The organism is Geovibrio thiophilus (assembly GCF_004087915.1).
GTDB lineage: Bacteria > Chrysiogenota > Deferribacteres > Deferribacterales > Geovibrionaceae > Geovibrio > Geovibrio thiophilus.
Genome location: NZ_CP035108.1, coordinates 2,575,340 through 2,600,566, shown reverse-complemented (window position 1 = coordinate 2,600,566; position 25,227 = coordinate 2,575,340). Strand labels below are relative to the sequence as shown.

Sequence of the window (25,227 nt, the reverse complement as noted above, 5' to 3'; positions counted from 1 at the left end):
GAAACATGCTTCAGTTTGATATAAACAGCTTTTTTTCGAGGGATTCGCTGATCAGAACCCTCACGGACATGCCTGAGCTTAAGTCGCCCGTGCTTGATTCCGTTTATAAAACGGATAAGAGAAGAAACCATCCTCTGCCCACGGTGGCAGTGAGCGACCTTCAGCAGCCGATCACAAACATAGCGGTCAGCAGAAGAGGCTCCGCCCCCACGCCGCTCTACGGCGACAGCGGACAGATAACCCACATAGAGCCCCAGCCGTTCAGACCTTCCGAGAGGCTTAACGGTGTTGAGGTGAACAACTTCAAGCTTCTGGACAGGACAGGGGTTCAGCTTCTCATCAACAACAAGATAGACAGACTCAGAAGGGTCATACGTGCATCCACGGAAGCTCTCGCCGCTCAGAGCCTCACCGGAAAGATAAGCTATCCCATGGTGATGGACGGCGGCTACGGCACATATGAGGTGGATTTCGGCTCCACACTCTCCTACACGCCGTCAGTCCTCTGGGACGATTCTCAGGTGGCGATAGACGACATTCTTGAAACTCTCATCGAAATGGAAGCGGGCATTCAGGAAACCAGCAGGTACGGCGAAGGTGTCAAATTCTGGGCAGGGAAAAAGTCATTTATGGCACTTTCCAAGCTTGTTCAGGAATTTGACGGCAGAAGCGTTATCGCTTCCATGGATGAAAAATCGATCCTCATAGGCGGCTACAGAATAGAGCTTATGAACTCCGCCTACGTCGACCCCGCAACAGGCAGTCCCATCAAGGTGGTGGATGACGGAAAGCTCCTTGCAGTTGCCATGGACGCTCCCTTCGAGCTCATTTACGCCGTGCTGGATGATCTGGACAGCAACCTTGTTTCCATGCCCTTCTTCGTGAAGCCCGTGGAGGACAAGCGCACATCCTCAATAGAGCTTGTTGCGGAGAGCAAACCGCTTCCCGTGCCTTATACAAAGGCTATCAACTGGGCGACAGTTACAGGTTAGGGCTATGGATATAACGGTTGACGAACTCAGACAGCATATCCAGCCGGAGGACTACGACGCTGTGACAGGCGGAGATGACACAGCCGCTGAGACCTTCCTTGAAAACGGCAGAGACAGGGTGAAGGCTGTGCTCACAGGCTACGGCGTGGAGTATGACGAATCGGACACTGTGATACGCCTTGCGGTAATTAAAGCGGCGCTAAGCGAGCTTTATTCATACTCGGCGGACTGGGTTACAGCGGAAAGCTACCGTGACGAGGCGGCGTCAGTGTTGAAGCCTCTCGCCCCCGCAGTATATCCGGAGGTGGCATCCGCCGCCGGGTCTGAAAGCTGGAAAGGTTTTGACTGATAAAGGAAAAGGTTGAGGAACTATGGTTTACGAAACGGCACGGATGATAGCGGGGCTTCTGGAAGCGACAGGTCTGTTCAGACAGGTGTTTATTCACGGCGGACCGCCTGAGAAGGCGGCGGAGGAGATTTTAAGGGAACCGGGGGCAGCCGTGATCTACACGGGGGAGGAGGGGCAGCCTGCGGGCAGCGCGCTCAGACGTGAGCCTGTTTTTTCCGTGGTTCTGAAAACCCTTACACTGGGCAGGGGAGAGAATGCGATGAAGGCTTCGGGAGATGCTCTTGACGGAGTTCTGGAAGCGCTCAGGGGACTCTCCCCTGCCTTCTGGCGGGTGACGGATCTCTCCTCCGGCGGGAGAGAAAGCCTGTACCGGATAGACCTCAGTCTGAGACTGAAAGGATGATGATATGTCAATTGTTCTGAAAAATACCAACTTTGCCGTGAGCGCTCTGGCATATGATCTTGACCAGACAGGGCAGCCTGCGCAGCTCATAGTGACTGACTATACGGGCTTTTCCCAATCGGGAAGATTCATGGCGGTGATATGGAGCGGAGGCACGGCTTCCCCTCTGGACGATCCCGAAAGGGAGATAGTGGAGCTTGTCCCCTTCGGGTTTCCGGGGTTTGAGAGCACCTTTAACTGCTACGGCGGCAAAGAGGGGACACAGAAGAGAAACTGGGCAGCGGGCAGCAGGATAGCGCATGTGATAACCGCCGGAAAGCTCGATGAGCTTGAGGCGGAGATAGGGCTGAAAGCGGACACAGCATCGGCGGAGAGGATCGGCACAGTCAGCGTTAAAAGCGCAGACTATTCCATGAACGGTGCGGAAAGGGCTGTGATCGTCAACGCCGGAGCATCGGCAGTGAGGATAACTCTGCCGGAGCCGGCAGCGAACACCGGAAGGGTTTTCATCGTGAAGCGCATAGACGCCGGCGCAGCCGAGGTGCGGGTTTCTGCCAAGTCCGGCGAGCTCATAGATACACAGAGCGCGGATATTCTTCTGCCTTCTCAGTGGGACAGGGTGCAGCTTATCTCAAACGGCACCGACTGGTACACGGTTTAGGAGGTGCGGTGATGATTTATCTTAACGGCATATTCCTTGACGGCATGGTGTGGACGAACGAATTTTCTGCCGGTGCTCCCTCTGCGGAGGCTGTGCCCTGTGCGGACGGAACCACGGTGGTTTTTACGCAGACAGCGGAAGGCTTCGCCATTGATCTCGAATCCGCCGAAGGCTCAGGCTGGCTTACTCTTGCTGAGGCTCAGCTTCTCAGGGAGGCGGCTTCGGCGGCGGGTGCTGTATATCTGTTCGTTTTCAGGGACAGAGAATACAGGGTCCGCTTTCGGCATGAGGATGAACCAGCGCTGATTCTAACACCGGTCCGCCCCGCAAGCGGTTACGGGGAGAAGGACTGCTTCTACGGAAAGATAAAGCTGAAAACAGTTTAGGGGGGAATGATGCAGACTGAGGACATAAGATTCTACCGCTCAAAAACCGTAACGGACACGGCGGATAACGGCGGACACATGGATATATCAAGAGAGATCATAAGCGGGGTGAAGTTTAATCTTTTCCCCAGAGTTACATCTTTTGAGCGGACAAACGGCAAGACACGCCTGCGCAAGGCATACATGGCGAACAGGGCGGCGGGAGCGGAGCCTGCTTTTGATGCGGCGGTCGCTCTCACAGTTCCAAGCACGGGCGGCGACAGGTTTTACATAAAAGCTGCCTCAAGCCACGCCGAGACCGAAGGAGAGCTTACTTCAGACGGATGGACAGGGGGCGGCAGGCTGTATGCGGACATAACAGCCGGAGACACCTCCGTGCAGGTGCTTTTTGAGGGCATCGACTATGAGGTGCCGGAGGGCGCGCTTCTCATGGTCAAGGCGGATTCGGGGGCGATGTTTTCCGCAAGGACAGCAGGTGTGCAGTGGACGGGGAATGTGGCGGAGATAGAACTTTCCTCACAGGCGTCGGACAATTTTGCCGCATCAGAAACCCATGCGGGGATATGTGTTGAGCTTGGGAATCTGGAAGCAAAAGCGGAAAACATAAGCCTTACCTCCGCAGCGGGAACCTTCTCGGCGGACGGCTTGATCATTTCCAACGCAGGAGCGGCAGAGGATGACTGGACAGTAATATTCATATCCCCGTCAGCGTTCACTGTCTCAGGGGCGTTCACAGGCAGCCTTCCGGCGGGGAGCACGTCCGCCAATTATCAGGCGATGAACACCGCCGCAGGGGATTATTATTTCGCCATAACCTACCAGAGCTGGGGCGGATCGTGGCAGGCAGGGGACAGGCTAACGTTCAGCACCCGTGCCTCCGCAAAGGGCTTCTGGCTGAAAGAGGTTGTGCCAGCGGGAACCGAACGTGAGGCGGACAACTTCATCCGCCTTGACTGGATGACGGACTAAGCCATGTACAGGGTGGCGGGGGCTCTTGTTCCCGGAACGGACGGCTTTTCAGCATCGGCAGCGGGTGTAAGCGGCGGGGTTTCTCTGGGGTTGGCACTGGGCTGCGGCTCATTCCGGCTGCTGGGCGGTTCATTGTCTATAAGCGCTTCCGTGGATGCGGTCAATTCCGGCGGATTTGATGATTACTGTTATGTATCAGCTCAATACAGCGCAGAACTGAGAAATGAGATCATCTTTTCAGGCGCAATTACTGACATGGCTGCCGGAAATCTGAAATCGGCAGGCTCCGTGTCCTCTGATGGCGCTCTGGTGGCTGTGCTGAGTATCTCAGGCGGTTATTCGGGGGCTCTCAAATCCGTGAATACAGTGGGTGATTCGGGACTTGCCGACGGGATCGCCCTTCGGGGTGAAATCTCTTTAAATGCTCTCTGCGGCTCTGTTTTTCTGAAATCGTCAGCGGATGAGGAAACAGGAGTCATTCAATGCTCTCTCAGATTTCTCCTGAACGGAAAGGATCTTACAGACAGACTCGCAAGTGCCGCAATCAGTTTCTACGGCAAGGAATCGTTTTCGTCGTTCAGCGCAGTTATTGCGGAGCCCGCCGTGCGCGGGTCAAAGGCTGAATTTGTCATTGAGGGTCGTTCATACATTTTCGTAACTGAAAAGACAAAGAGGAGCGGAAGCACCGTGAAAATCAGCGGACGGGCGGTTCAGGCGCTTTATGAATCGCCGTACGCGGGACAGATGACCGTTTTTGAGACAGATACCACAGCCTCGGCTCTGGCGGGGGATGCCCTCTGGGGTTTGCGGGACTACTCCGTGCCGCTGATACGTGGAAGCTGGTCAGAAACCGGGATTCTGAAAAAGCTTGCTGAGGAGTGCGGAGCTTCCGTCCGCATCTGCGCAGACGGAATAACCCGTGCGGTGAATCCTTATTCAGCGGAGAACACCATGACTCTTAACACTTTTTTTGAGGCTGTGAAAACATCTGAGGCGCCTAAATACAGCGGGATCAGAGTCTTGTCCGGTTTCTCTGCGGAGCCTGTGCTTGAGCTTGAGGAGAAGAAGGTTGCAAAAGGCAGCTTCGCCTCCGCTCACGTTTATGTGAACGGCAGTGTGAGTATCAGCTCGGACGCCTCCCTGCTTAAATCAGCCGGAGGCAGAGTGATTGAAACGGAAGAAAAAGTCCGTTTTTCAGACGGTGCGGGGAAAACCTCTTATCCTGTTTTCAGGGTTATCAGCGGAGCGGACGCAGCGGAAGGGCGCAGTGTTTATGTCCGTGATACAGCTGGCTTTGTACGCACTGTCAGATATGAAACCGTAAGGCATGACTGCCTCCTTTATGAAGGCACTGAAGGGGACTCCGTTCTGAGGGCGGAAGCGGTTAAGACACTCCACTGCGCAGGTTCGGGAACCGCAATCAGGGAATTTGGGCAGAGCTTAACCGATGATCCGTCCGCCGCGGCTTTGAGGGCGGAAAACCTTCACCGGACATATGGCGGCGGTTCTTATCTGGAGATAACGCATCTGTTCAGCCCTGCGGCTGCTTCAGGGGATGCCCTGTTCATGCGCACGCCAGCGGGAGACGGACACTGCATAGCATCTTCCGTGGAAATAACCTCAAGCCCGCTGAAAATAATCCAGAAAACGAAACTTCATATCAGGGAGAAGATAAATGGCTGAAGTTACAGTTAGTTTTGTCACACCCGCAAGGGGCGGGGAGAAGACGGTAATAGAACTGGACGATGAAATGAACCTTGATTCCTCCGGCAGCGCGAAGAAGTTTTTCCGGTACGGTGAAACTGCGTATTTCAGGGTATATTCCCCTCTGCCTGCCTCAGTGCGGGCTGTATCGTCCGACGGGGTCGTCACCGAGCACGGTCTCGGAACGGCGGCTCCGGACGTGGAGTTCATTCCCTTCACGGAGTCAAATGAGGCGGGAACAAAGTACCCTGTGCGGGACATAGTCTCCGCTGTCTGGCTGGGGAAAAGTCTGGGCAACGTGAAGAAGAGCGGCGCTTACTCCGTATCCTGCGAAATTGTGCCGGACGCTGCGGGAGAGAGCGGGGTCGGGCTGCTTGAGCTGTCGTATTCATCGGGCTTCAAACGGTTCGGGATAACCCTGCCCAAGAAAAGCAGGGCGGAATATCCAGTGCTTATCTACGTTTTTCAGGAATAGAGTCATGGCTTTGCTTTCAGTAAGTTTCGGCACAGGCAGCGGGGAAGAAACGCTCATGCTTGCGGAGGATTACGAGCGCGGCGGGAACAAAAGCCTTTATGCCGCAGGGGAAAAATCCTACGTGCGGGTGTATCCGGCGGGTGCGGACGTGGAAGTCACCGTCTCCGGCGGAACATGGAAATACGCCGCAAGGGGCATAAGCGAGACTCACAGGGAATACATCCCCTTTGCCGATCAGTCCGCAGGCAAGCTGAAATATCCGGTGGTGAGAGTGATCAGCGTATCCCGTGCGGCGGACGGCACGGCACCGTTTGTCGGCGGACGTTCTGTGAGGTTCAGGGAAAGCAGGCTGGACTGCGTGTCCGTGGAGTATGAAACGCTCTACGATCTCATAGAGGTAACAGGTCTTTCGGCAGGTTATGTGATTGTTAAGGCAGTCAGCGCCGCAGGAACGGATTACCTTGAACTGGATTATACGGGTGACGAGACGGATCTCTCCTCCCGCATGGTGATACTTACCGCCAGAGACGCAGCCTCAAGGGAGATCATTCCCTATGCTCAGGTTTTTCTCAACGGTACATTCAGAGGGGTTACAGACGGCGGCGGGATGCTGAATCTCGGCAGACTGAAAAAAGGATTATACAGTCTTTTTGTGCGCAGGGACGGTTATCTGGACACGGATAAGGACAATCTGAAAAACGACAGTTTCAGGGTGGAGTGATGGAGCTTAATGTCTATCTCAGCAGGGAAAACTGGCAGCCGGAAGGGCTCTGCACTGTCAGAGGACGCAGCGACGGAACGGAGTTCAGTGAAGCGGAAGGGAGTCTTGCACTGCCGAAAATTCTGGATGTCTATCTGGACTCTGACGGCACTGCCCATGCGGATTCGATGAGTGTTCTCCTTTCTGACGGAACGGAGAGTGACGAGTTTCTTCTGCATAATCCGCCATGCGCCAAATCGCCTGTCCGTAAAGGCTCTCTGAGCTACGCGGCGGAGGACGGCGAGCTTGTTTTCAGTTTTCCGAGGCTGGCATTCAGCGGGCTCAGCAGATATGTAATCCGTTTCGGTGCGGCTTCCGTAAGCTATCTCACACCCGCCCGCATCGGAGAGATAACGGGAACAGCGCCCGGCTTCACAGGCTCAAGCCCCGAAACGCTCACTCTGAGGTTCACGGACACAGGCATAGCTCCGGGTGAAACCGCCTCTGTTTCATTCACGCTTCTTGGAGGCGGAGAGGAGCTCATGTACAGATCGTCAGTATTTGAAACATCCGTCTGGACTTCTGCAAAGATTACAGGCTGCGGGCTTTATAAAGACGATGCCTTCTACGAAGGGGGAGAGGGTGCGGAGTTTGACGGGGAAAGGTTCACCCATGAGGATTTCCGCTGGGCAGTGGAGTTCAGGGGCATGCCGTATGCACTGAAAGCCGCCGATTTCACCCGTTTTGTCATGAACGAACGGGCGGCGGTGGTGAAAAACGGTCTGGGCGGAAGCGCCCCGACCACGGGCAAGGCATCTTCCGGTTCCGTGAGAGATGTGCTGGAGGAGGGGGACATGATAGTTCCTTTCGTCTTTTACGGGGGGGTCTGATGGAAAAATATCCTTTGGAAAACATAGGCGCCGCAGTTTCGGGCACAGAGTTCAGAAAAGGAGTGGTTCTCTCAGTAAATACTGAAACGGATAAGGCTGAAGTTGATGTGGACGGAGATATATATACTTCGGTGCCGGTATTCTATAAATGCACCGGCATTGAGGAAGCATATCCTGACGGCTCGGTAAGGGGCTCTGCTGCGGTTTTTACAGCGGGGGATGATGTCATTGTCTGCTTTATAAGAGGTATTCCTCTTGTAATCGGCTTCACCGGAGGCGCCAGACCCTGCTTCACGTACCGGACGGCATATCAGGCTGACGGCGGCTGGTACATAGCAAAGGACGGGGAGATTATTCCCGATGAGTTTGTTTCGGATGAGGACTTTGAAAGCGGTTATACAAGGGCTGAACCCCTTGCCGACAGCGGCGGATACGCAACTGAATCTGTAAAAACAGAGGTTGACGCCTGCCTCAGCATTACCTCGCACAAACTCATCCTGAACGGAACTGTTCTGACAGAGGAGCAGGAGTATTACGACTTCTGCGTGCTTGATACATGGGGAGGGCGGCTTACTCTCAGCAGTCAGGGAGGCTATGCGGGACTGAGCGCCTGTATTTACGAGCATACTGCTCAGGAAATCATAGACGGCGACAGATGGATTGTGGAGCGTTCATACCGCCTCGGTTTCGGGTCTGACTATGACGAAACGGCGCATCTGCGGGAGGACTGGTTCGTATATCCTGTCTACAGCGGTGAGAAGATCCGCTCATTCAGCGGCTTTTACGGCGGCAGAAACAGCGGTGGGGAGTTTCTCCTCACTTCCTGCGTCACCGGAACAAACACGGAGGATACTGGTTTTACCGTTTATATGTACGGCAGAAACGGACTTCAGAAACAGGTGTTTCCCTGCTCGGACGGCAGGGCTGATTTTGGCATAGGTGAGGCTTCGGCTTCGGCTGTTCTGATAAAGGTGAGAAACGGGGGAGGGAGTGATGATCTGGAAAAACCTTAAATATTTTACCGAAAACGAAAAATGGGGGGACGCGGGCAGGATGAACCCTGCACTGCTGCTGCTCTTGGACAAACTGAGAGAAAAGACGGGAAAACCGTTTACCATCCACTGCGGCTATGAAGAGGGCGGGCATGCCTCAGGCAGCAGGCATTACAGAGGAGACGCGGCGGACTTCCATATAGATGGAATGAGCTTCCCTGAGGCGGTGGACTGCCTGCTCAGGGCGCTGCATGAGACTGAGTTTCTGGGGCAGGTCAGTGCGGCGTACGTTGGGCTTGGGATCTACCCGGACTGGAACACGCCGGGCTTTCATCTGGACATAAGAGGCTACAGTGCCCGCTGGGGAAGGATAGGCGGTGAGTATGTGAGTTTTGAAAAAGCGTATAAACACGCGGGAGAGGGAAAATGATTTCGATACTGGTTAAGATGTTTTCGGGCGCAATGCTCGGCGTCGCGAAGGCTTTTTTGACGGAAAAGATAATTACCATGGTTGTGATCGGAGTGCTCAAGGAGCTTGCCGCATCCACAAAAACAGCGATAGACGACCGCATAGTTAACGAGGTTGCCGCCTCGCTTGGTATGGTGGATCTCGGCGAAGTGAAAAAGAAGCTCTAGGGGGAAGATATGTCAAAAAGAAAAACATCGGCGGAGATACTGAACAGCGTTTTCGACTCGGCTGATTCCCGCCTTAAAGCAAAATATAAAACAGAGGATGAGGTGCTGAACCTTGTTTTTGATCAGCAGTCCGGCAGGCTTAAGGTTAATCTGGAAGGGGCTGTCGGCGGTGCGCCGCATTCTAACCCTCTCGAAGCATACGCATCAACGGATCCGGCGGGTGCATTGAGCGGCGGGCTGCTTTTCGGGGATTTCAGCGGCACGGGGAAATGGAGAGGGGGGGTATTGGCTCCGAACGGAAAAGTGTACTGTGCGCCTTATAGCTCCACGCAGATTCTTGCTATCAATCCCACAGACAACACCACCGAGCTTATCGGCAGTTTCGGCGGTTCAGCAAGGTGGTTCGGCGGAGTGCTTGCGCCTAACGGGAAGATTTACTGTGCGCCTTATAACTCCACGCAGATTCTTGTTATAAATCCGGCAGATAACTCAACTGAGCTTATCGGCAGTTTCGGCGGTACAAAAAAATGGGCTGGTGCGGTGCTTGCTCCGAACGGGAAGATATACTGCATTCCTTACGATGCAGCGCAGATACTTGTTATAAATCCGGCAGATAACTCAACTGAACTTATCGGCAGTTTTGAAGGTGGTGCTAAGTGGTTCGGAGGAGCCTTAGCACCGAACGGGAAAATATACTGCGCTCCGCTGAACTCAGCACAGATTTTGGTTATCGACCCGACAGACAACTCCGCCGAAATCATCGGCAGTTTCAGCGGCACGGCGAAGTGGTACGGATGCGTTCTCGCCCCGAGCGGAAAGATATACTGTGTCCCGGGCGGGGCTTCTCAAATTCTGGTCATTGATCCGTCGGACAACACCACCGAGCTTTTCGGCAGTTTCAGCGGTTCAGCAAGGTGGTTCGGCGGGGTACTCGCTCCTGACGGAAAGATATATTGTGTGCCTTATAATGCAGAGCAGATTTTGGTTATCAATCCGACAGACAACTCTACCGAGATCATGGGCAGTTTCAGCGGCAGTGCAAAATGGTGGGGCTGCGTATTGGCTCCGAACGGAGTTGTTCTTGGTGTGCCGAACAACCATGAAAAGGTACTGGCTGTTCGGCATGGTGCGCACGGTGCGCAGTGGTGGGCACTGAGCGCATACACCAACAAACTGTAGGGAGGAGATATGGAAGCTTTTGAAAAATGGTTTGAGAGTCTTGCGGCGTCAATGACGGATGAAAAGATAAATGGGGCGGTAGCAGCGCATTTGACTGAATATGACGATGACGGGAACGTTACTTACGAACCGACAGCGGAGGCTGTGGAGGCTGTGCGCATTGAGCATTATGCCGCGCTCCGCAGAGGGGCATACGGAAGCTGGCAACAGCAGCTTGATAAGCAGTATGCCGGAACTTGGGAAAGCCACGTGGCGGAAGTGAAGGCGAGGTTCGGGAAAATGTAAAAAGGTCGCAGAATTGGCTGAATTTTCGGCTGATTCTGCCTTTAAGATGGTCGCAGATTATATTGAATTTGGTCGCAAAATTGATTGAACGCTGTAATTGAACGCTGTAGTAAGTGTAATACGAGTGTAAAAAAAGAGCCCCGCAAATGTGCGGGGCTCTGAAACCTAGTGCCGGGGGGGGGACTCGAACCCCCACAGGATTAACTCCCACAGGATCCTTAGTCCTGCGTGTCTACCAATTCCACCACCTCGGCGAGTTATAATCTCTCAAGCGAGAACGAATTTTTATCAGCTTTATCCTTTCGTGTCAACAATAAAATTTAAAAAACTTTTCAAATATTTAAACCGTCTTTTCTGTTAACAGACTTAATAAAAAACCACGCTTTAAAAACGGGATGCAGGGTTTATCTTCCGTTCATTTTCGCGGCAAGATGCTTGCCGTATTCCTTGTCTTCGTGCATTATGTGGTTTTTCAGCCAATCCTGAAGAAAGCTCATAAGGTTAAAGCCTATTACCTCTTTTCCTTTCTTATAGTTGTCAAGGAACTGCCCGACGGCAGCCTTAAGTTTCTCATGGGATTTTATGTGGTTTGCGCTCATGGGGAAGCCGTATTTCTGAAATGCTTTTTCTTCTGAGTCAAAGTGATAGACAGTATATTCCACAAGCTCGTTCAGCGTGCGCTCAAGCATCTGCCTGCCTTTATTTTCTCTGATGGCGTTGTAGAGGTTGTTGATTATGCTGACGAGCTTTTTGTGCTGGTCGTCAAACTGGTGAACGCCTGTTTCAAGGACTGAAGACCATTTTATGAACTCGTCCCCGCCGGATGTTTTGAATCCGGAAACACTTTCCGTCAGTCCTTTGGTGACATCCAGAAGGTTGCTGCCCGCTATTACGGACTCGTTTGCCATGTGGAGAATGTTTGAAGACATATCGGATATTTCGACTGTGCTGTTTGATACTTCGCCGAGAGCGAGGTTTTCTTCCTCCATAGCGCGTACAATTCCGTTAAGCTGGCTTGTGAGTTCGTTGATGCTGCCCGCAATGATGTTGATGGAGTTTACTGATTCTCCTGAGAACTCAATGCCTTTCTCAACGTTTTCAACACCTTCCTGAACCTTGCCGAAAACATCGTTTATTTTGTACTGAAGCTCTCTGATAACCGTGCCGATCTGCTCTGTGGAGTCGGTGGTTTTTCCGGCAAGCTTGCGCACCTCGTCTGCAACAACGGCGAAACCGCGTCCGTGTTCGCCCGCTCTGGCGGCTTCGATTGCTGCATTGAGCGCCAGAAGGTTTGTCTGATCGGCGATTTCTTTTATGGAGACTACTATGTTTTCTATTTTCTCGGACTGCTTGAGAAACTCCTCAACCACGGCGGATATTGATGAGATGCTGGAGGATATGTTCTCCATACTTTTGCGGTTGCTGGTGATTATGTTTATGCCTGTTTTAACCCTGCCGCTGCAATCCTCAACAAGCTCGAAGGATACCTTGCATGTGGAGAGAACGCTTTGTCCCGTGGAGGTTAGTTCTTCTGCGGCGCTGGAAACATTGCTAACATTGTCATTGATAATGTTGATCTGCCCGTTGACTTCGGCATTCACAGAGGAGAGGTTGTCGGCGAGGCTTCTGATGTTGTTTGCGGCGTGGTAGAACTCGGAGATTGTATTGTCCAGTTTGTCCAGCAGCTCGTTGAGTCCGGCTCCCAGTTCCTTCATTTCTCCTGCGCACTCGGAGACGGGAACCCTTCTGGTGAGGTCGCCGCTGAGAGCCGCCTTGAGCGTAAGTCCGAATTCCCTGACTCCGCAGCTCACTCTTCTGAAAGCCGTAAATGGGATCACAAATGCCAGAACAACAGAAGTGAGAATACATATTATGGAGACTGTAAGCCCTGTGGAAGCCAGTTCCAGCGCGTGGGTGCTGGCTTCATCGCCGGGCATTATCTGCCTGAAGAAAAAGTAGTTTTTGATACCGATGAACCCTGCCGTTATGCCGGGCACGGCAGTAATGATAATTATTATGACGGTTTTGATAGAAAGGCGCATAAGATTGACCCCCGAATAATCTGCAAAAGCTGATAAATAACTCCAGTCTGTTCAGATTGTTCTTACATCTTTTTAAAGACGAATTAAATTAACTCCCGATTCCTTTTTATCGCAACATAACTAGTTGATATGTTTTGCTAAATGATTTAATCCTATCGGGATTATATATATATTTAATTGTTATTCCTATTCATAATCTTTGTCAATTGAAAAAAGACGCGAACTGTTCCGCAAAATCTATGTAGTCATAGCTTTTATGATAAGCTTTGTAGTCTCTTATACGGTTTTTGATTGACTGAACATCGCCGGCTATGAAAATGTTTGAGGGGGGAATTATTTCAGGAATTACTCCTATATCGGAACCGATTACGGGCACACCGCAGGAGAGCATCTCCATTCCAACACGGCACACTGCTTCGGAGCCGAGGGAGGGGATCACACCCAGATCCATGGCGCTGATAACATCGGCAATGTCGTCTCTTTTGCCTGTTACAGCTGTTATGCCTTGTATACCGCGGTTTTCCAGCATCAGTTTGATGTCTTTTTCATTCATGCACGCGTCAACACCGGCTATCAGAAGGCGGATTTTGTCCATGCCTTCGTTTCTGAGTTCTTCCACGGCACGGAAAAGGGATTCATGCCCCTTTACGGTGTCGTATCTGCCGAGTATACCCAGAACAAAGTCATTGTCCGAAAAGCCGAATTCGTGTCTGACTCTTTGTCTGCCGTCTTCGTTCCGGCTGAAAAGCTCCGTCTCCACGCCGCCGTACAGGGTTACAACTTTATTAGGAGGGAGTTTGAGATTATCCAGATGAAACCTGCGCATGGATTCGGAGGATGTTACAACCTTATCCACTGCGTTATGATAAAGCCAGCGGGAGAGGGCATCCGCCTTGGGGGGTCTGCGGTCGCCCCTCACCCTGACCAGCTTCCACTCCGGTTTTTCCCAGAAACGCACATGGGTGAAGTAGAAGAAAAACTCACCTCTGTGGCACACAACCACATCGGGCTTAAATTCCTTAACAGCTTTACCGAAAACCGCCGCAGACTTAATAAGCTTAAGCGGGTTCAGGCTGTTCAGCTCCGCTTCATAGGTTTGAAGCCCCGCCTCTTTAGCCTTAATTACCGGAGGCGTGCCGGGCAGTCCCATTACCGCTGTCTTATGCCCCAGAGCCTCAAGCCCCAGAGACAGCATGTGACCGTACCACGCGGTGGCGTTGTACCACCTCACATTTATGATGTTCAGAACTTTCATCAGCCGGATCTATCCTTAGTCCTGCTGATACCTGAGATAAGCCGGAATATCAAATTCCTCTTCCTTGGCATCGCTCACTGTTTTAAGGGAATGATCCCTTTCTGTTATTTTTGCCACTTTTTCTTTAAAAGTGGAAACATTCTTAGGCTGTTTATTCAGGAAGCTTTCAAGCTCAGGGCTTTTTGCCTGCTTCTTTTCTCTTTTGCCGAGACCGGTGGCAACAACGGTAACTCTTATGGAGCCGTTGAAGTTGGGGTCAATGACCACGCCTTCGTAAATATTGGCGTTGTCTCCGGCGCTGTCATGTATCTTGGTGGCGATGTTCTGCACCTCGTGCATTTTAAGGTCTTTTCCGCATGCTATGTTGACAAGCAGACCTTCAGCCCCGTGTATGCTGACATCGGCGAGAAGGGGAGACTTAAGCGCGCGTTCCGCCGCCTCAATGTCCCTGTTTTCGCCTGAGGCTTCGCCTATGCCCATGAGAGCCATGCCTTTTGACTCCATGATTGAGCGTATATCCGCGAAGTCCACGTTGATGTAACCGTTTCCGTTGATGGAGTCGCTGATACCCTGTACGCCCTGACGGAGAATATCATCAGCCATTCTGAACGCATCCTCAAAGAGGGTGTTGTCCTTGCATTCCGCCGTGATTCTGTCGTTGGGAACCACAATATAGGTATCCACGTGATTTTTCAGGAACTCCAAGCCCTGTTCGGCGTTGCCGTTTCTCTTTTTGCCTTCCCAAGAGAAGGGTTTTGAGACAACCGCGACAGTAAGCGCGCCGAGCTCTTTAGCCACGCTGGCTATAACCGGAGCGGCTCCTGTTCCCGTTCCGCCGCCCATTCCTGCGGCTATGAAAACGAGATCGGCTCCTTTGAGCTGAGCCTCTATAGCCTCAAGATCCTCAATGGCGGCTTTTTTGCCTTGTTCGGGCACTCCGCCCGCGCCGAGCCCTTTGGTCAGCGTTGTACCGAGCTGGATTTTATTCGGTGCTTTATTCGTTCTCAGCGCTTGCTGATCCGTATTTGCAGCGATAAATTCCACGCCCTCGATACCATGTTCGATCATGTTGTTGATTGCGTTTCCGCCTGCTCCGCCGACGCCGATCACCTTGATGCACGCGCCCTGCTTGACATCTACGAATTCAAACATACAAACCCCCTGATATGCTTAAAAGAACTCTTTTAACCATCCTTTCATTCTTTGGAATATGCTTCCGAAAACTTTGTCCTCGCTGCCTCTTGAGAGCTTTGCCCCCGCCTTCCCTTTTCTGGTGGCGTAAATGGCAAGCCCAACGGCAGTGGCGTATCTGGGATCCGAAACAAGATCCGTCAGTCCGCCTATATTTATGGGTCTTCCGACCCTTACGGGCGTATTAAAAACACTTGTGGCAAGCTCTTCAATTCCTTCAAAGTTGCTTAAGCCGCCAGTAACTACTATTCCTGCGCCCATGAGCTCAAGGAGCTTGTGCTTCTGGAGCTCGCCCTTGAACATCTGAAAAATTTCCTCGCCTCTCGCCTGAAGAATCTGCGTGAGAACAGGCTTGCTTATCTTGCGGGGCGGTCTGCCGCCCACTGTGGTCACGTTTACCATTTCATCATCCGAAACCAGCGGCATCCACACGCAGCCGTGCTTAATCTTAAGCCTTTCAGCCTCGGATTCCGGAGTGCTTAAGCCTATTGAGAGATCCTTTGTAAAATGGTTGCCGCCTATCTGGAGGATCGCCGTGTGGTAAACCGCGCCCTGTTTGTAGACCGCCATGTCGCATGTACCGCCGCCGCCGTCTATGAGGCATACGCCTATTTCCATCTCGTCCTCGCTGAGGACAGCCTTGGCGGAGGCGAACTGCTCAAGTATTATATCATCAACCACCAGCCCTGCTTTTTCGCAGCATTTTACAATGTTTGTGGCTGAGGAAACCTGTCCGGTAACTATATGAACATCCACCTCAAGGCGGACGCCGCTCATTCCAACGGGGTATTTTATCTCTGTCTGTCCGTCCAGTATGTACTGCTGCGGGATAACATCCAGTATCTCCTCGCCGAGCTGCATATTGTACGCAGAGGCGGATTCTATGACTCTGTCCACGTCCTGCTGAGTTACTTCCCTGCTCTTAACCGCAATGGTGCCTCTGGTGTTGAAGCTTTTAATGTGACCGCTGGCGAGTCCGGCTGTTACGCTTTTTATCTCCATGCCGGACATCCTTTCAGCCTCTTCCTTGGCTTTCTGGATGCAGGCGACGGTTTCTTCTATATTGACCACTACGCCTTTGCGCACGCCTTTGGAGGGAACACTGCCTATGCCCAGAATGTCTATACTTCTGTCAGCGTTTTTTCTGGCAACGACTATGCAGACCTTCGTTGTTCCAAGGTCAAGCCCGACATAAATATTGTTGTTATCCTGAGACATTTTTCACCCCGTTCACGTAAATTTTTCCACGCAGCCTCATGTCGACATAGTCCACCCTTGCGTATCTGCCGCTTATCCTGCTGCTGTAGATTCTGAACATTTCGGTGACGCTTTCGTCATATCCGCATTTGTACAGAACTCCGTCCACCACAAGCTCAAAGTGCATGGGTTTAAGCAGGGCACGGCTGCCGTGCATTTCCGGTGTTTTGTCGTATATTTTCAGGAAACTTACAAGCTGCTCTTTTTCGGTTCCCTTGTGCATTACTGTTTCGCCTCCGGTGCATTTATCAGGCACCAGAGTTCCGCTTGCCGCGGCTATGAAGCATTCCTTTCCTATCCTCACCGCGGCGATCGGTCTTTCTTCAAAGATTATAACTTTCACCGTATCGGGGAAGATCTTCTTTATTTCAATTTTTTCCACCCATATATCATCTATGCGGGGGAGCTTTTTTTCCTCAAGATCAAACATATTGCTTCCGGCGAGACTTCTGGCGAAGGCATCGACCTTTGCCCTGTCCGTGCGGATAACACCCTGAATATTAACGGTCTTCACCAAAAAATACTTGCTTCCGCCGGTCATCTTAACGATTCCCGCCGCCGCCCACACGACACCGCCTGTGAGGAGCGCGAAAATTGCTGTAACAAGGGCTATTTTGAGAAAACCGCTCTTTTTCATCATTACCTCAGCGCATCGCTTATCATTGCGGTGACGAGCTCGGGGAAGCTTATTCCTGTTTTTGCCGCCGCCTGCGGGAGCAGACTGGTCTCCGTGAGTCCGGGGAGGGTGTTAATCTCCAGAACCCATGGTGTTTTACCGTCATACATTATGTCCACCCGTCCGTAGGAGGCGCATCCCAGACTCTCAAATGCCTGCAACGCCGTGCTTTTTATCAGTTTGTCCTCATCTTCCGTAAGCTCAGTCTCAAATACATACGCGGTTGCCCCTTTGGTGTATTTGGACTGATAGTCATAAAAACCGGATTTTGGTCTTATCCATATTATCGGCAATACTTTAGAAGACAATATGCCTATAGTGAGTTCTTTTCCGTTTATAAACCGTTCCGCTATGACTCTTTCGTCATATTCAAACGCCTCTTTTTTCCCTTTTACGAACTCTTCTTCTGTTTTAGCAACGGTAATGCCTATGGTGGAGCCCTGTCTGCACGGCTTTATCACGCAGGGGAGAAAGGGCGCTCTGCTCTCCCTCGTGAGCTGCACATACTCAGGCGTGGGCACATTGTTCAGCGCGAATATCACCTTGCTCAGGAGCTTGTCAAAGGCGATGGTGCTTGACTGACTGCCCGAACCTGTACAGGGTATGTCCATGAGCTCAAGCATTCCCTGAATGCGTCCGTCTTCGCCGAAGGTTCCGTGAAGGCTGTTGAAGCATACATCCGGTTTAAGCTCAAGCAGGCGCGCGGGCAGGTCGTGTCCGGCGTCTATGAGGGTAACATCCGTAAACCCTGCTTCAGTAAGCGCTTTTGCCGCTGCCGTTCCGCTTCTTAAGGAAACTTCCCTTTCTGCGGACAGCCCGCCGTAGAGCACGGCAACCTTTTTACTTTTCATGTTTTTTCTCCAGCCACGCGGCAAGCTCGCCCGAGAATCTCGTTATGCTTCCCGCTCCCTGAGTGAGTATCAGGCTGTTGTCGCAGCCCGCTTCCTCAAGGTATTTGTAAATGTCATCGAAGGAGGGGAGATAGTGCACGTCCTTGAAGCCTCTCTCCTTTATTTCCTTCACAAGCACCTGTGCGGTCACGCCCTCTATGGGCTCCTCGCTGGCTGCGTATATATCCGTTATGAACAGCCTGTCTGCATCAAAAAAGCATGTGGAAAACTCGTTCATCAATGTCTGTGTTCTGGTGTATCTGTGCGGCTGGAAGACAGCGACTATTTTCCTGCTGCCGTACGCTTCCCTGATCGCCTTCAGAGTGGTTTTTATCTCCGTTGGGTGGTGCCCGTAGTCGTCAAGCACAGTGCAGCAGTTACCGTCGTAACGTATTGTAAGCCTTCTCTGAACGCCTTCAAACTCCTCAAGGGCTTTCTTGCATACACGGAACGGTATATCAAACTCGGCCGCCACGGCTATTGCCGCCAGAGCGTTCTGAACATTGTGTTCCCCGGGGAAACTCAGATTTATGTGCCCCATGTGCTTGCCGTGTATGACCACACCGAAGGAGACGGCAAAGCCGTTCTTCACTATGTCGGCGCTGTGGACATCCGCCTGAGCGGAAAGACCATAGGTGACAAAGCGTCTGTCTATGCGCTTGATCAGCTCCGCCGTGTTAGCGTCATCCAAGCAAAGGACGTTGAGCCCGTAAAAAGGAACACGGGAAGCGAAGTCACGGAAGCTGTCCTTAACCTCGTCCATTGTGGCGTAGGTGTCCGTGTGCTCAAAGTCTATGTTGGTGATCACCGCCACTGTGGGCTGAAGCATAAGGAAGCTTTTGTCCGATTCATCAGCTTCGGCGATCATTATATTGCTGTTGCCCTTGAGGGCATTGGAATCCCTTCTGTTGAGTATGCCGCCCACAACCACCGTGGGGTCAAGCTCCGCCTTGTTGAAAATCTCCGCTACCATTGATGTTGTCGTGGTTTTTCCATGGCTTCCTGCGACCGCTATGGAGTATTTCATCCTCATCAGCTCTGCCAGCATCTCGCCCCGTTTTATAACGGGGATGAAGTTTTCTCTGGCGTAAGTCAGCTCGGGGTTGCTGCTGCGTACCGCAGAGGAGTACACAACGGCATCGGCTCCGGCGGCGTTCTCCGCCAGATGCCCGATGAAAACGCCTATGCCCATGGCACGGAGGCGCTTGCAGTTAGCGCTGTCGGCTATGTCTGAGCCTGTTATCTTAAAGCCCATGGAGTGGAGAATCTCGGCAAGACCGCTCATGCCGATTCCGCCTATGCCGACAAAATGTATATTCCGTACTTTCCCGAATGCCTCAGTCAAGTTCCATACCTCTTGCTATTATTTCAGGGCTGTTCAGATATTTTATACCCGCCAGCCTGTCTTTTACTTCCTGTTTCCGTGACCACTCAATCAGTTCCTTAAGCCTCTCCGGGCTTGCTCCGCTTTCGGTCATAACCTTTGCTATGCCGAGTTTTTCGGCGAAAAGGGCGTTATAAAGCTGGTGCTCGTCTGTTGCCTGCGCAAATGGAACGAAAACCGCCGGGCGGCGCGCGTACATTGTTTCAAAAACCGTACCTGAGCCTGAGCGGGCTATAACAACATCCGCTTTTTCATATTCCGCCGCCACATTTTCTATGTAGCTTCGCACATCCGCCTCTGCGCCTTCTCTGGTGTAGTCCTCAAGGGCTTCGTCATAAAGCTTGGCGCCTGTCTGATGGGTTATTGTCCATCCGGCGTCCGTCAGCGCCTTTGCCGATTTCGCCATGAGCCTGTTGAGAAACCTGCTCCCCTGACTTCCGCCGAGAACAAGAATCCGCTTGGTCTCTTCCGTCTTCGGCGTGCAGGAGGCGAATTCAGCCCTCACGGGATTGCCCGCATGCACTGTGTTCCCTTTCGCTTTCAGCGTTCCCTCGAAGGAGAGAAAAACCTTTTTGCTGAAAACGGCAAATATTCTGTTTGTGAGCCCCATCACGCTGTTCTGCTCATGCAGATACAGTCTTGCCCCTTTGAGAACTGCGGCTATGGCGGGGGCAGCGGCGGCAAAGCCGCCTGTGAGGAGCACTGTATCGGTCTTCTTTATTTTTTTAAGCATCCCGAAGACTTCCTTTGCAAGGAGCATGACGGAGCGTATTCTGCCCGCCGTGCCTATTCCCTTGAGGGGTGTCTGCGGCTGTTCGTAAAAGTCATATCCCTTTGATGAAAGTATTTTTCTTTCGATTCCTCTGTCGGAAACCATGAAAAACACTTCAATATTTTTTTCTTTGAGATAATCAGCAACGGCGATTCCCGGGTAGAGGTGTCCGCCCGTTCCGCCGCCGGCGATTACCAACCTTGTGTTCTCTCTTTTCATGAGCCCGCCTCAGTCTGTCCTGATAACAGTTTTCGGTACGTCCTGTCCGAAAACTGTACACGCTCGCGGTCAGCAAGCTTCCCTTCGCTGCGCACGGCGAATCTCCCTCTGTGGAGTTTTTCCTCATTCATGAGCCCGCCTCCTCCGCGCTGCGCAGAAGCACGCCTACCATAAAGAGGGATACCATCATGTTCGAGCCGCCGTAGCTGACCAAAGGGAGCCCTATGCCCTTTGTGGGCAGGAGTCCGGTAACCACCGAGATGTGCAGCAGTGCCTGAACAAACAGGCTGAACGCCAGCCCGAAGGTGAGCAGTTTATAAAAAAGTTCCTTATGTTTAAGAGCAACTTTCACGCTTATTATAAAAAATGCCGTAACTATCACAAGGACAGCCAGAGAGCCAATGAGCCCTGTCTCCTCGGCGATTATGGCGTAGATGAAGTCCGTATGAGCCTCGGGGAGGAAATACAGCTTCTGGGATGAGTTGCCGACACCCTTGCCGAATATGCCGCCGCTGCCCACCGCGGTGAGCGACTGCACAAGCTGGTAGCCTGTTCCGTAGCGATCTTCCCATGGGTCAAGGAAGCTCATTATCCTGCCCCTCCTGTAACCCATGAGAAGCCCTGCGGTTATAATAGGAGCGATGAACCCTATAACGCCTATCATATGGCGCATATGGGCACCGCCTATCAGAAACAGCGTGAAAGACACGCAGATTATAAGCAGTGTTGTTCCGTAATCCGGTTCGCTTAATATAAGCGCTCCGATTATTCCCAGCATTATCGACGCCGGAAGGAAACCGGAGGTAAAGTCGTTCAGCCTGCCTTCCTTCTTGTCCAGATAGTGGGCGAGATAAAGTATGCAGGTAAATTTTGCCAGTTCCGAGGGCTGAAGGCTGAATCCGGGCAGAAGAATCCATCTGTGTGAGCCGTTGAGCTTCGGGAAAAAGAATACGGTTATCAGCAGTATCAGAGTGAGAAAATAAAGCGCGGGCACAAACCTGCGCCACGTTTTCAGAGGTATGCTGTAGGCGCCGTACATGAGTCCGAGACCTATGAAGACTGCCAAAAGCTGCTTGTTGAAGAAGTAAAGCTCTCCCTTGTCAAGCCTCAGTGCCTGTATGGAGCCCGCCGAGAACACGAATATCAGCCCCGTTGCGATGAGGATGGACGCGAGTATCAGAATTTGCAGCCGTTCGTCTTTAATCTCAAACACTTTATTTTCCGCCGAGTTCCTTTACTATCTGCATGAATCTTTCGCCGCGCTCTTCAAAGTTATTGAAGCTGTCGTAGCTTGAGCATGCAGGTGTAAGTATTACGTTGCTCCCCTTGGGAGCTACGTTCAGTCCGGTTTTGATTGCCTGCTCCATTGTGGGGGAGGTTACAAAATCGCATATGAGAAGTCCCTTGAGCTTCTCTTTTATAATTCTTGCCGCTTCGCCGTATGCTATTACGGTGCTTGCCGCTCTGTTCAGTTCATCCGCCAGAAGACTGAAGTCTCCGTTTTTGTCACGTCCGCCGAGAATTATCACGTTACCCGCCTTTGCGCCCTTAAGGCAGGCAAGTGTGGAGTAAACGTTTGTTGCCTTGGAGTCGTTTATGAAGCTCACTCCGTCAACCGTGCCTGCATATTCGCACCTGTGCGGGAGACCTTTAAGGCTTTCCGCCTGCGGGGTTATATCTCCTTTGAAGTTCAGCAGGCTGTCAGCCGAAGCAAGGGAGAAGGCGAGATTCAGCAGATTGTGGGTTCCGAAAAGCGGAAACCTCGCAGTATCAAGACTGTATGCCCCGAAATCCATGGTTTTCCCTGTGAGCTTCGGAAAACCGTTCATCGCTTCGTTTATGATCACTCTTTTGCCTTTATAGTATTCAGCGTGCCTCAGAAGTTCCTTTTCATCGGGCAGAACGGCGAAACCGTCCTCTTTAACAAACTTCAGCACATCCATCTTCGCTTTTATGTAAGCCTCGTAGCTCGGATACCTGTCCAGATGATCCGGCGCGAGATTGGTAATTGCCGCCATATCCGCCTTAAAATTGCGCAGCAGCTCTATCTGGAAGCTTGAGAGCTCCAGAACGAACACATCGCAGCCGCCCTTCAGTACAACTTCGCCGAAGGGAACGCCGATATTGCCGCATGCGACAGCTTTAATTCCGGCGTTTTCCAGTATCTGCGAGGTGAGATAGGTTACGGTGGATTTGCCGTTTGTGCCTGTCATCACCATTATTTTTCCTTTTCCGGCGAGAGCTTCGTAAGCGAGCTCTATTTCGCTGGTAAGGTTGTCTATTTTCAGCCCGCGCTTGATTATGTCTATGCCGGGGCTCACAGCAACCCTGTCGTATCCGTTTCTGAATTCGGATATGGAGGGGTATGCGTTGTTTTTATCCTCAAAAATATCAACCTGCACTGCGCCCGCATGCCTGAGAAGGGTCTCAGCTGCCCTGCCGCTTTTTCCGTAGCCGAGTACTGCCGCTTTCATAATCAGTTACCTCAGTTTAAGCGTACTTAGCGCAATGAGCGCCAGCACGAAGGAAATAATCCAGAACCGCACGGTAATCTTAGTTTCGCTCCACCCTTTGAGCTCAAAGTGGTGGTGTATGGGCGCCATTCTGAAAAGGCGCTTTCCGTGAGTCGCCTTATAGAAGCCCACCTGAAGGATAACGCTTACCGTTTCGATAACAAACACGCCTCCGACTATGGCAAGCACAACCTCATGCTTGGAGATAACGGACACTATGCCCATCGCTCCGCCTATGGAGAGGCTTCCCACATCCCCCATGAACACGCTTGCGGGAAAGGCGTTGTACCAGAGAAAGCCCAGTCCTGCGCCGACCATCGCGCCGCAGAATACCGCAAGCTCCCCCGAACCCTTTACATAAATGATATTCAGATAATGCGAAAATTCGCTGTGTCCTGTGAAATAAACAAAAAAGCACAGTGTGCCGAATGATATAACCGAAGGCGCAATGGCGAGTCCGTCCAGCCCGTCCGTGATGTTCACCGCGTTTGACGTGCCCACTATGACAAACAGAGCAAACACGAAATAGAATATTGAAAGATCTATAACCGCGGTTTTCAGAAAGGGCAGGGCAACTACCGTTGCCGTTTTTCCTTTATCCACATATATGATAAGCGCGATGGCTATCACTCCGGTAAAAACCTGACCCCAGAACTTTGCCCTTGCCTTGAGCCCCTTGGGGTTTCTTTTAACTGTTTTAATGTAGTCATCCACAAAGCCAATGACGCCATAGGAGACAAAGGTGAAAATAGTGATCCATATATACGGATTTGTAAGATCCGCCCAGAGCAGGGTGGAGACAGTGCCCGCTATGACTATCATTATGCCGCCCATTGTCGGTGTGCCTTCCTTGACCTTGTGGGTGGCGGGCTCAAAGCCCTTTGACTTCATGGAGAAAGCCATTTCCTTAAGCTTTCTGATTACGAACGGAGCGATAATGAGCGTAATGACCAGAGCGGTAAGGGTCGCATACGCCGTGCGGAAAGTTATGTAACGGAAAACGTTTAATATTCCCCACACATCAGAAAGGGGAACCAGCAGATTATACAGCACGCTTCTTTCTCTCCTGTTCCATGAAGCTTATGAAGTCTTCAAACTTCCTCGCTCTGGAAGCTTTTATAAGAACCAGTCCCTCTTCAATGAGAGCCACGGTTTCGTTAGCTTTTTCCTTTGTGGGAGCTATTGTTATGTTCGCTGTTTCGGCGAATTTGCAGTAGTTCTGCCCCACGAATATGAAGTTTATATCTGTCCGGCTTTTTGCCAGCTTGTAAAGCTTGAGGTAAAGCATATCCTCAAAGCCTTCTATCTCGCCCATTTCGCCGATTACGGCGTATTTCCTCGACGCGTTGATCTCGCCGAGATTTTTAACCGCGCTCATAATCGACTCGAACCCTGCGTTGTAGGTATCGTCTATAACCTTTATCCTGCCGACATTTACCATAGCCCCTCTGCCCGTTACGGGTTTAAAGGCGAGTATGCCGGTCATCACATCCTGATAGTCAAGCCCGGCTTCAAAGCCTATGCCTATAGCCGCCAGTGAGTTGGCTATGAAGTGGTCATAGGGATGGTTCAGCAGAAAGCAGTAGGGTATCCCTTTGTAAACCGCTGTGAAGTAAAACTGCTCTCTGTTGTTGCGTCCTGCGTCCGCTAGGATCACATCATCGTTCATCCCGTTTCCGAAGTATTTCACGTCAACGGCGCCCATGACCCTCTCGTCCAGATACATGCGGCATGATTCGTTCACCCAGAGTGTTCCGCCGTTCATCCCTTTTATAATTGAGAGCTTTTCCTCTGCCAGCTTCTCCATGCTCCCCATTCTGCCGATGTGGGCGTGTCCTATGCCCGTGAGAACTGCCACATCGGGCTTGAGGTAAAGGGAGAGCTGCTCTATTTCACCCGGAGAGTTTGTGCCGAATTCAAACACGGCGCAGCTTGTTCTCATATTTAGGTTGGCGGCGCATATGGCGACACCGAGTTCGTTGTTATAATTGCCGTAGGCAGTGTAAACCTTTTTACGGGTGCGCAGAACAGAGCTTATAAGTTCCTTGGTACTGGTTTTGCCCATACTGCCGGTAATAGCTATTTTTGTTCCTTTATAGTTTTTAAGCTTATATGCCCCAAGGGTTTTTATGGCGCTGAGTCCGTCACGGACAAGCACTCTGTTCCCTTTCAGCGCTTCGTATATTACGCTGTCATCAACTATGACCAGTGAAGCCCCTGAATCCAGAGCCTTCTGCGCATACAGGTTTCCGTCGGTGTTTTCGCCGGAAAGAGCCGTAAAAATATCGCCTTCCTCGACCTTTCTGCTGTCGATAACAAGTTTTTTCACGGGCAGATCAAATGGTGTGTCCGCCTTGATTACGCCGCCGAGGGCGTTTACGATCTCTTTCAGCTTCATCCATTTCCT

General features: G+C 51.7%; 28 protein-coding genes and 1 tRNA gene. 15 read left to right on the top strand and 14 right to left on the bottom strand.

Annotated features, from left to right (window positions below):
* The first annotated feature begins 5 nt into the window (after window positions 1-5).
* The 15 genes from EP073_RS12040 to EP073_RS11970 are packed head-to-tail and all read left to right on the top strand — an operon-like array spanning window position 6 to window position 10,621.
* Window positions 6-992: a major capsid protein gene (locus EP073_RS12040; protein WP_128467412.1), complete on the top strand. Its 987-nt coding sequence runs from the start codon at window positions 6-8 to the stop codon at window positions 990-992.
* A 4-nt stretch (window positions 993-996) separates the two neighbouring features.
* The gene (locus tag EP073_RS12035; RefSeq protein ID WP_128467411.1) at window positions 997-1,341 is read left to right on the top strand and encodes a hypothetical protein; all 345 of its coding nucleotides are present in this window, start codon (window positions 997-999) and stop codon (window positions 1,339-1,341) included.
* Window positions 1,342-1,363: 22 nt separating this feature from the next.
* Complete coding sequence (locus EP073_RS12030; RefSeq protein ID WP_128467410.1) at window positions 1,364-1,744, top strand: hypothetical protein; 381 nt, start codon at window positions 1,364-1,366, stop codon at window positions 1,742-1,744.
* 4 nt (window positions 1,745-1,748) lie between these two features.
* Window positions 1,749-2,405, top strand: a complete 657-nt coding sequence (locus tag EP073_RS12025; protein ID WP_128467409.1) for a hypothetical protein — start codon at window positions 1,749-1,751, stop codon at window positions 2,403-2,405.
* Window positions 2,406-2,416: 11 nt separating this feature from the next.
* Window positions 2,417-2,791 carry a hypothetical protein gene (locus EP073_RS12020; protein ID WP_128467408.1) on the top strand — a complete coding sequence of 125 codons (375 nt, stop codon included), beginning with the start codon at window positions 2,417-2,419 and terminating at the stop codon, window positions 2,789-2,791.
* A 6-nt stretch (window positions 2,792-2,797) separates the two neighbouring features.
* Entirely contained in the window at window positions 2,798-3,760 is a 963-nt protein-coding gene (locus EP073_RS12015; protein ID WP_128467407.1) for a hypothetical protein, read from the top strand.
* A gap of 3 nt (window positions 3,761-3,763) precedes the next feature.
* Complete coding sequence (locus tag EP073_RS12010; protein ID WP_128467406.1) at window positions 3,764-5,443, top strand: hypothetical protein; 1,680 nt, start codon at window positions 3,764-3,766, stop codon at window positions 5,441-5,443.
* Window positions 5,436-5,939, top strand: a complete 504-nt coding sequence (locus tag EP073_RS12005) for a hypothetical protein (RefSeq protein WP_128467405.1) — start codon at window positions 5,436-5,438, stop codon at window positions 5,937-5,939. The genes EP073_RS12010 and EP073_RS12005 overlap by 8 nt, the downstream gene beginning before the upstream one ends.
* Before the next feature lie 4 nt (window positions 5,940-5,943).
* Window positions 5,944-6,660, top strand: a complete 717-nt coding sequence (locus tag EP073_RS12000; protein ID WP_128467404.1) for a hypothetical protein — start codon at window positions 5,944-5,946, stop codon at window positions 6,658-6,660.
* Window positions 6,660-7,529, top strand: a complete 870-nt coding sequence (locus EP073_RS11995; RefSeq protein ID WP_128467403.1) for a hypothetical protein — start codon at window positions 6,660-6,662, stop codon at window positions 7,527-7,529. The genes EP073_RS12000 and EP073_RS11995 overlap by 1 nt, the downstream gene beginning before the upstream one ends.
* Entirely contained in the window at window positions 7,529-8,542 is a 1,014-nt protein-coding gene (locus EP073_RS11990) for a hypothetical protein (protein ID WP_128467402.1), read from the top strand. Before EP073_RS11995 ends, EP073_RS11990 begins: the two co-directional genes overlap by 1 nt.
* Window positions 8,520-8,951 (top strand): hypothetical protein, encoded by a 432-nt coding sequence (locus EP073_RS11985; RefSeq protein ID WP_128467401.1) that lies wholly within the window; start codon window positions 8,520-8,522, stop codon window positions 8,949-8,951. Before EP073_RS11990 ends, EP073_RS11985 begins: the two co-directional genes overlap by 23 nt.
* On the top strand, window positions 8,948-9,157 hold the full coding sequence (locus EP073_RS11980) for a hypothetical protein (protein WP_128467400.1): 210 nt from the start codon (window positions 8,948-8,950) through the stop codon (window positions 9,155-9,157). Before EP073_RS11985 ends, EP073_RS11980 begins: the two co-directional genes overlap by 4 nt.
* Before the next feature lie 9 nt (window positions 9,158-9,166).
* Window positions 9,167-10,336, top strand: coding sequence for a Vgb family protein (locus EP073_RS11975; RefSeq protein ID WP_128467399.1), 1,170 nt, complete (start codon window positions 9,167-9,169; stop codon window positions 10,334-10,336).
* A gap of 9 nt (window positions 10,337-10,345) precedes the next feature.
* A complete protein-coding gene (locus EP073_RS11970; RefSeq protein ID WP_128467398.1) occupies window positions 10,346-10,621 on the top strand; it encodes a hypothetical protein in 276 nt (91 codons plus the stop codon).
* 169 nt (window positions 10,622-10,790) lie between these two features.
* Here EP073_RS11970 and EP073_RS11965 read toward each other — a convergent pair.
* From EP073_RS11965 to EP073_RS11905, 14 genes are all read right to left on the bottom strand, one after another.
* Window positions 10,791-10,875: transfer RNA gene (locus EP073_RS11965), tRNA-Leu, on the bottom strand.
* 150 nt (window positions 10,876-11,025) lie between these two features.
* Window positions 11,026-12,663, bottom strand: coding sequence for a bacteriohemerythrin (locus tag EP073_RS11960; RefSeq protein ID WP_128467397.1), 1,638 nt, complete (start codon window positions 12,661-12,663; stop codon window positions 11,026-11,028).
* Window positions 12,664-12,865: 202 nt separating this feature from the next.
* Window positions 12,866-13,918 carry a glycosyltransferase gene (locus EP073_RS11955; RefSeq protein ID WP_128467396.1) on the bottom strand — a complete coding sequence of 351 codons (1,053 nt, stop codon included), beginning with the start codon at window positions 13,916-13,918 and terminating at the stop codon, window positions 12,866-12,868.
* A gap of 15 nt (window positions 13,919-13,933) precedes the next feature.
* Window positions 13,934-15,070 (bottom strand): cell division protein FtsZ, encoded by a 1,137-nt coding sequence (gene ftsZ / locus EP073_RS11950; protein WP_128467395.1) that lies wholly within the window; start codon window positions 15,068-15,070, stop codon window positions 13,934-13,936.
* Between the two features lie 18 nt (window positions 15,071-15,088).
* Window positions 15,089-16,327 (bottom strand): cell division protein FtsA, encoded by a 1,239-nt coding sequence (gene ftsA, locus EP073_RS11945; RefSeq protein ID WP_128467394.1) that lies wholly within the window; start codon window positions 16,325-16,327, stop codon window positions 15,089-15,091.
* Window positions 16,314-17,006, bottom strand: a complete 693-nt coding sequence (locus EP073_RS11940) for a cell division protein FtsQ/DivIB (protein ID WP_128467393.1) — start codon at window positions 17,004-17,006, stop codon at window positions 16,314-16,316. Before EP073_RS11940 ends, ftsA begins: the two co-directional genes overlap by 14 nt.
* Complete coding sequence (locus tag EP073_RS11935) at window positions 17,006-17,893, bottom strand: D-alanine--D-alanine ligase (protein WP_128467392.1); 888 nt, start codon at window positions 17,891-17,893, stop codon at window positions 17,006-17,008. The genes EP073_RS11940 and EP073_RS11935 overlap by 1 nt, the downstream gene beginning before the upstream one ends.
* Window positions 17,883-19,277 carry a UDP-N-acetylmuramate--L-alanine ligase gene (gene murC / locus EP073_RS11930; protein ID WP_128467391.1) on the bottom strand — a complete coding sequence of 465 codons (1,395 nt, stop codon included), beginning with the start codon at window positions 19,275-19,277 and terminating at the stop codon, window positions 17,883-17,885. Before murC ends, EP073_RS11935 begins: the two co-directional genes overlap by 11 nt.
* Window positions 19,270-20,307, bottom strand: coding sequence for an undecaprenyldiphospho-muramoylpentapeptide beta-N-acetylglucosaminyltransferase (gene murG, locus EP073_RS11925; RefSeq protein ID WP_128467390.1), 1,038 nt, complete (start codon window positions 20,305-20,307; stop codon window positions 19,270-19,272). The genes murC and murG overlap by 8 nt, the downstream gene beginning before the upstream one ends.
* Window positions 20,304-20,438, bottom strand: coding sequence for a hypothetical protein (locus EP073_RS14110; protein ID WP_283808367.1), 135 nt, complete (start codon window positions 20,436-20,438; stop codon window positions 20,304-20,306). The genes murG and EP073_RS14110 overlap by 4 nt, the downstream gene beginning before the upstream one ends.
* Entirely contained in the window at window positions 20,435-21,520 is a 1,086-nt protein-coding gene (gene ftsW / locus EP073_RS11920) for a putative lipid II flippase FtsW (RefSeq protein WP_128467389.1), read from the bottom strand. The genes EP073_RS14110 and ftsW overlap by 4 nt, the downstream gene beginning before the upstream one ends.
* A 1-nt stretch (window position 21,521) precedes the next feature.
* On the bottom strand, window positions 21,522-22,781 hold the full coding sequence (murD, locus tag EP073_RS11915; protein WP_128467388.1) for a UDP-N-acetylmuramoyl-L-alanine--D-glutamate ligase: 1,260 nt from the start codon (window positions 22,779-22,781) through the stop codon (window positions 21,522-21,524).
* A 6-nt stretch (window positions 22,782-22,787) separates the two neighbouring features.
* Window positions 22,788-23,873, bottom strand: a complete 1,086-nt coding sequence (gene mraY / locus EP073_RS11910; RefSeq protein WP_128467387.1) for a phospho-N-acetylmuramoyl-pentapeptide-transferase — start codon at window positions 23,871-23,873, stop codon at window positions 22,788-22,790.
* On the bottom strand, window positions 23,863-25,218 hold the full coding sequence (locus EP073_RS11905) for a UDP-N-acetylmuramoyl-tripeptide--D-alanyl-D-alanine ligase (RefSeq protein ID WP_128467386.1): 1,356 nt from the start codon (window positions 25,216-25,218) through the stop codon (window positions 23,863-23,865). The genes mraY and EP073_RS11905 overlap by 11 nt, the downstream gene beginning before the upstream one ends.
* Between the last annotated feature and the right edge of the window lie 9 nt (window positions 25,219-25,227).

Excerpts from the sequence above, each read along its gene's own strand:
- EP073_RS11940 (WP_128467393.1), bottom strand. The coding sequence starts at position 17,006 with ATGATGAAAAAGAGCGGTTTTCTCAAAATAGCCCTTGTTACAGCAATT.
- murG (WP_128467390.1), bottom strand. The coding sequence starts at position 20,307 with ATGAAAAGAGAGAACACAAGGTTGGTAATCGCCGGCGGCGGAACGGGC.
- EP073_RS11960 (WP_128467397.1), bottom strand. The coding sequence starts at position 12,663 with ATGCGCCTTTCTATCAAAACCGTCATAATAATTATCATTACTGCCGTG.
- EP073_RS14110 (WP_283808367.1), bottom strand. The coding sequence starts at position 20,438 with ATGAATGAGGAAAAACTCCACAGAGGGAGATTCGCCGTGCGCAGCGAA.
- EP073_RS11935 (WP_128467392.1), bottom strand. The coding sequence starts at position 17,893 with ATGAAAAGTAAAAAGGTTGCCGTGCTCTACGGCGGGCTGTCCGCAGAA.
- EP073_RS12005 (WP_128467405.1), top strand. The coding sequence starts at position 5,436 with ATGGCTGAAGTTACAGTTAGTTTTGTCACACCCGCAAGGGGCGGGGAG.
- EP073_RS12000 (WP_128467404.1), top strand. The coding sequence starts at position 5,944 with ATGGCTTTGCTTTCAGTAAGTTTCGGCACAGGCAGCGGGGAAGAAACG.
- EP073_RS12035 (WP_128467411.1), top strand. The coding sequence starts at position 997 with ATGGATATAACGGTTGACGAACTCAGACAGCATATCCAGCCGGAGGAC.
- EP073_RS11980 (WP_128467400.1), top strand. The coding sequence starts at position 8,948 with ATGATTTCGATACTGGTTAAGATGTTTTCGGGCGCAATGCTCGGCGTC.
- EP073_RS12015 (WP_128467407.1), top strand. The coding sequence starts at position 2,798 with ATGATGCAGACTGAGGACATAAGATTCTACCGCTCAAAAACCGTAACG.
- EP073_RS12025 (WP_128467409.1), top strand. The coding sequence starts at position 1,749 with ATGTCAATTGTTCTGAAAAATACCAACTTTGCCGTGAGCGCTCTGGCA.
- EP073_RS11970 (WP_128467398.1), top strand. The coding sequence starts at position 10,346 with ATGGAAGCTTTTGAAAAATGGTTTGAGAGTCTTGCGGCGTCAATGACG.
- EP073_RS11990 (WP_128467402.1), top strand. The coding sequence starts at position 7,529 with ATGGAAAAATATCCTTTGGAAAACATAGGCGCCGCAGTTTCGGGCACA.
- EP073_RS12040 (WP_128467412.1), top strand. The coding sequence starts at position 6 with ATGCTTCAGTTTGATATAAACAGCTTTTTTTCGAGGGATTCGCTGATC.
- EP073_RS11955 (WP_128467396.1), bottom strand. The coding sequence starts at position 13,918 with ATGAAAGTTCTGAACATCATAAATGTGAGGTGGTACAACGCCACCGCG.
- ftsA (WP_128467394.1), bottom strand. The coding sequence starts at position 16,327 with ATGTCTCAGGATAACAACAATATTTATGTCGGGCTTGACCTTGGAACA.
- EP073_RS12020 (WP_128467408.1), top strand. The coding sequence starts at position 2,417 with ATGATTTATCTTAACGGCATATTCCTTGACGGCATGGTGTGGACGAAC.
- EP073_RS11995 (WP_128467403.1), top strand. The coding sequence starts at position 6,660 with ATGGAGCTTAATGTCTATCTCAGCAGGGAAAACTGGCAGCCGGAAGGG.
- murD (WP_128467388.1), bottom strand. The coding sequence starts at position 22,781 with ATGAAAGCGGCAGTACTCGGCTACGGAAAAAGCGGCAGGGCAGCTGAG.
- ftsZ (WP_128467395.1), bottom strand. The coding sequence starts at position 15,070 with ATGTTTGAATTCGTAGATGTCAAGCAGGGCGCGTGCATCAAGGTGATC.
- EP073_RS12030 (WP_128467410.1), top strand. The coding sequence starts at position 1,364 with ATGGTTTACGAAACGGCACGGATGATAGCGGGGCTTCTGGAAGCGACA.
- EP073_RS11905 (WP_128467386.1), bottom strand. The coding sequence starts at position 25,218 with ATGAAGCTGAAAGAGATCGTAAACGCCCTCGGCGGCGTAATCAAGGCG.
- EP073_RS11975 (WP_128467399.1), top strand. The coding sequence starts at position 9,167 with ATGTCAAAAAGAAAAACATCGGCGGAGATACTGAACAGCGTTTTCGAC.
- EP073_RS12010 (WP_128467406.1), top strand. The coding sequence starts at position 3,764 with ATGTACAGGGTGGCGGGGGCTCTTGTTCCCGGAACGGACGGCTTTTCA.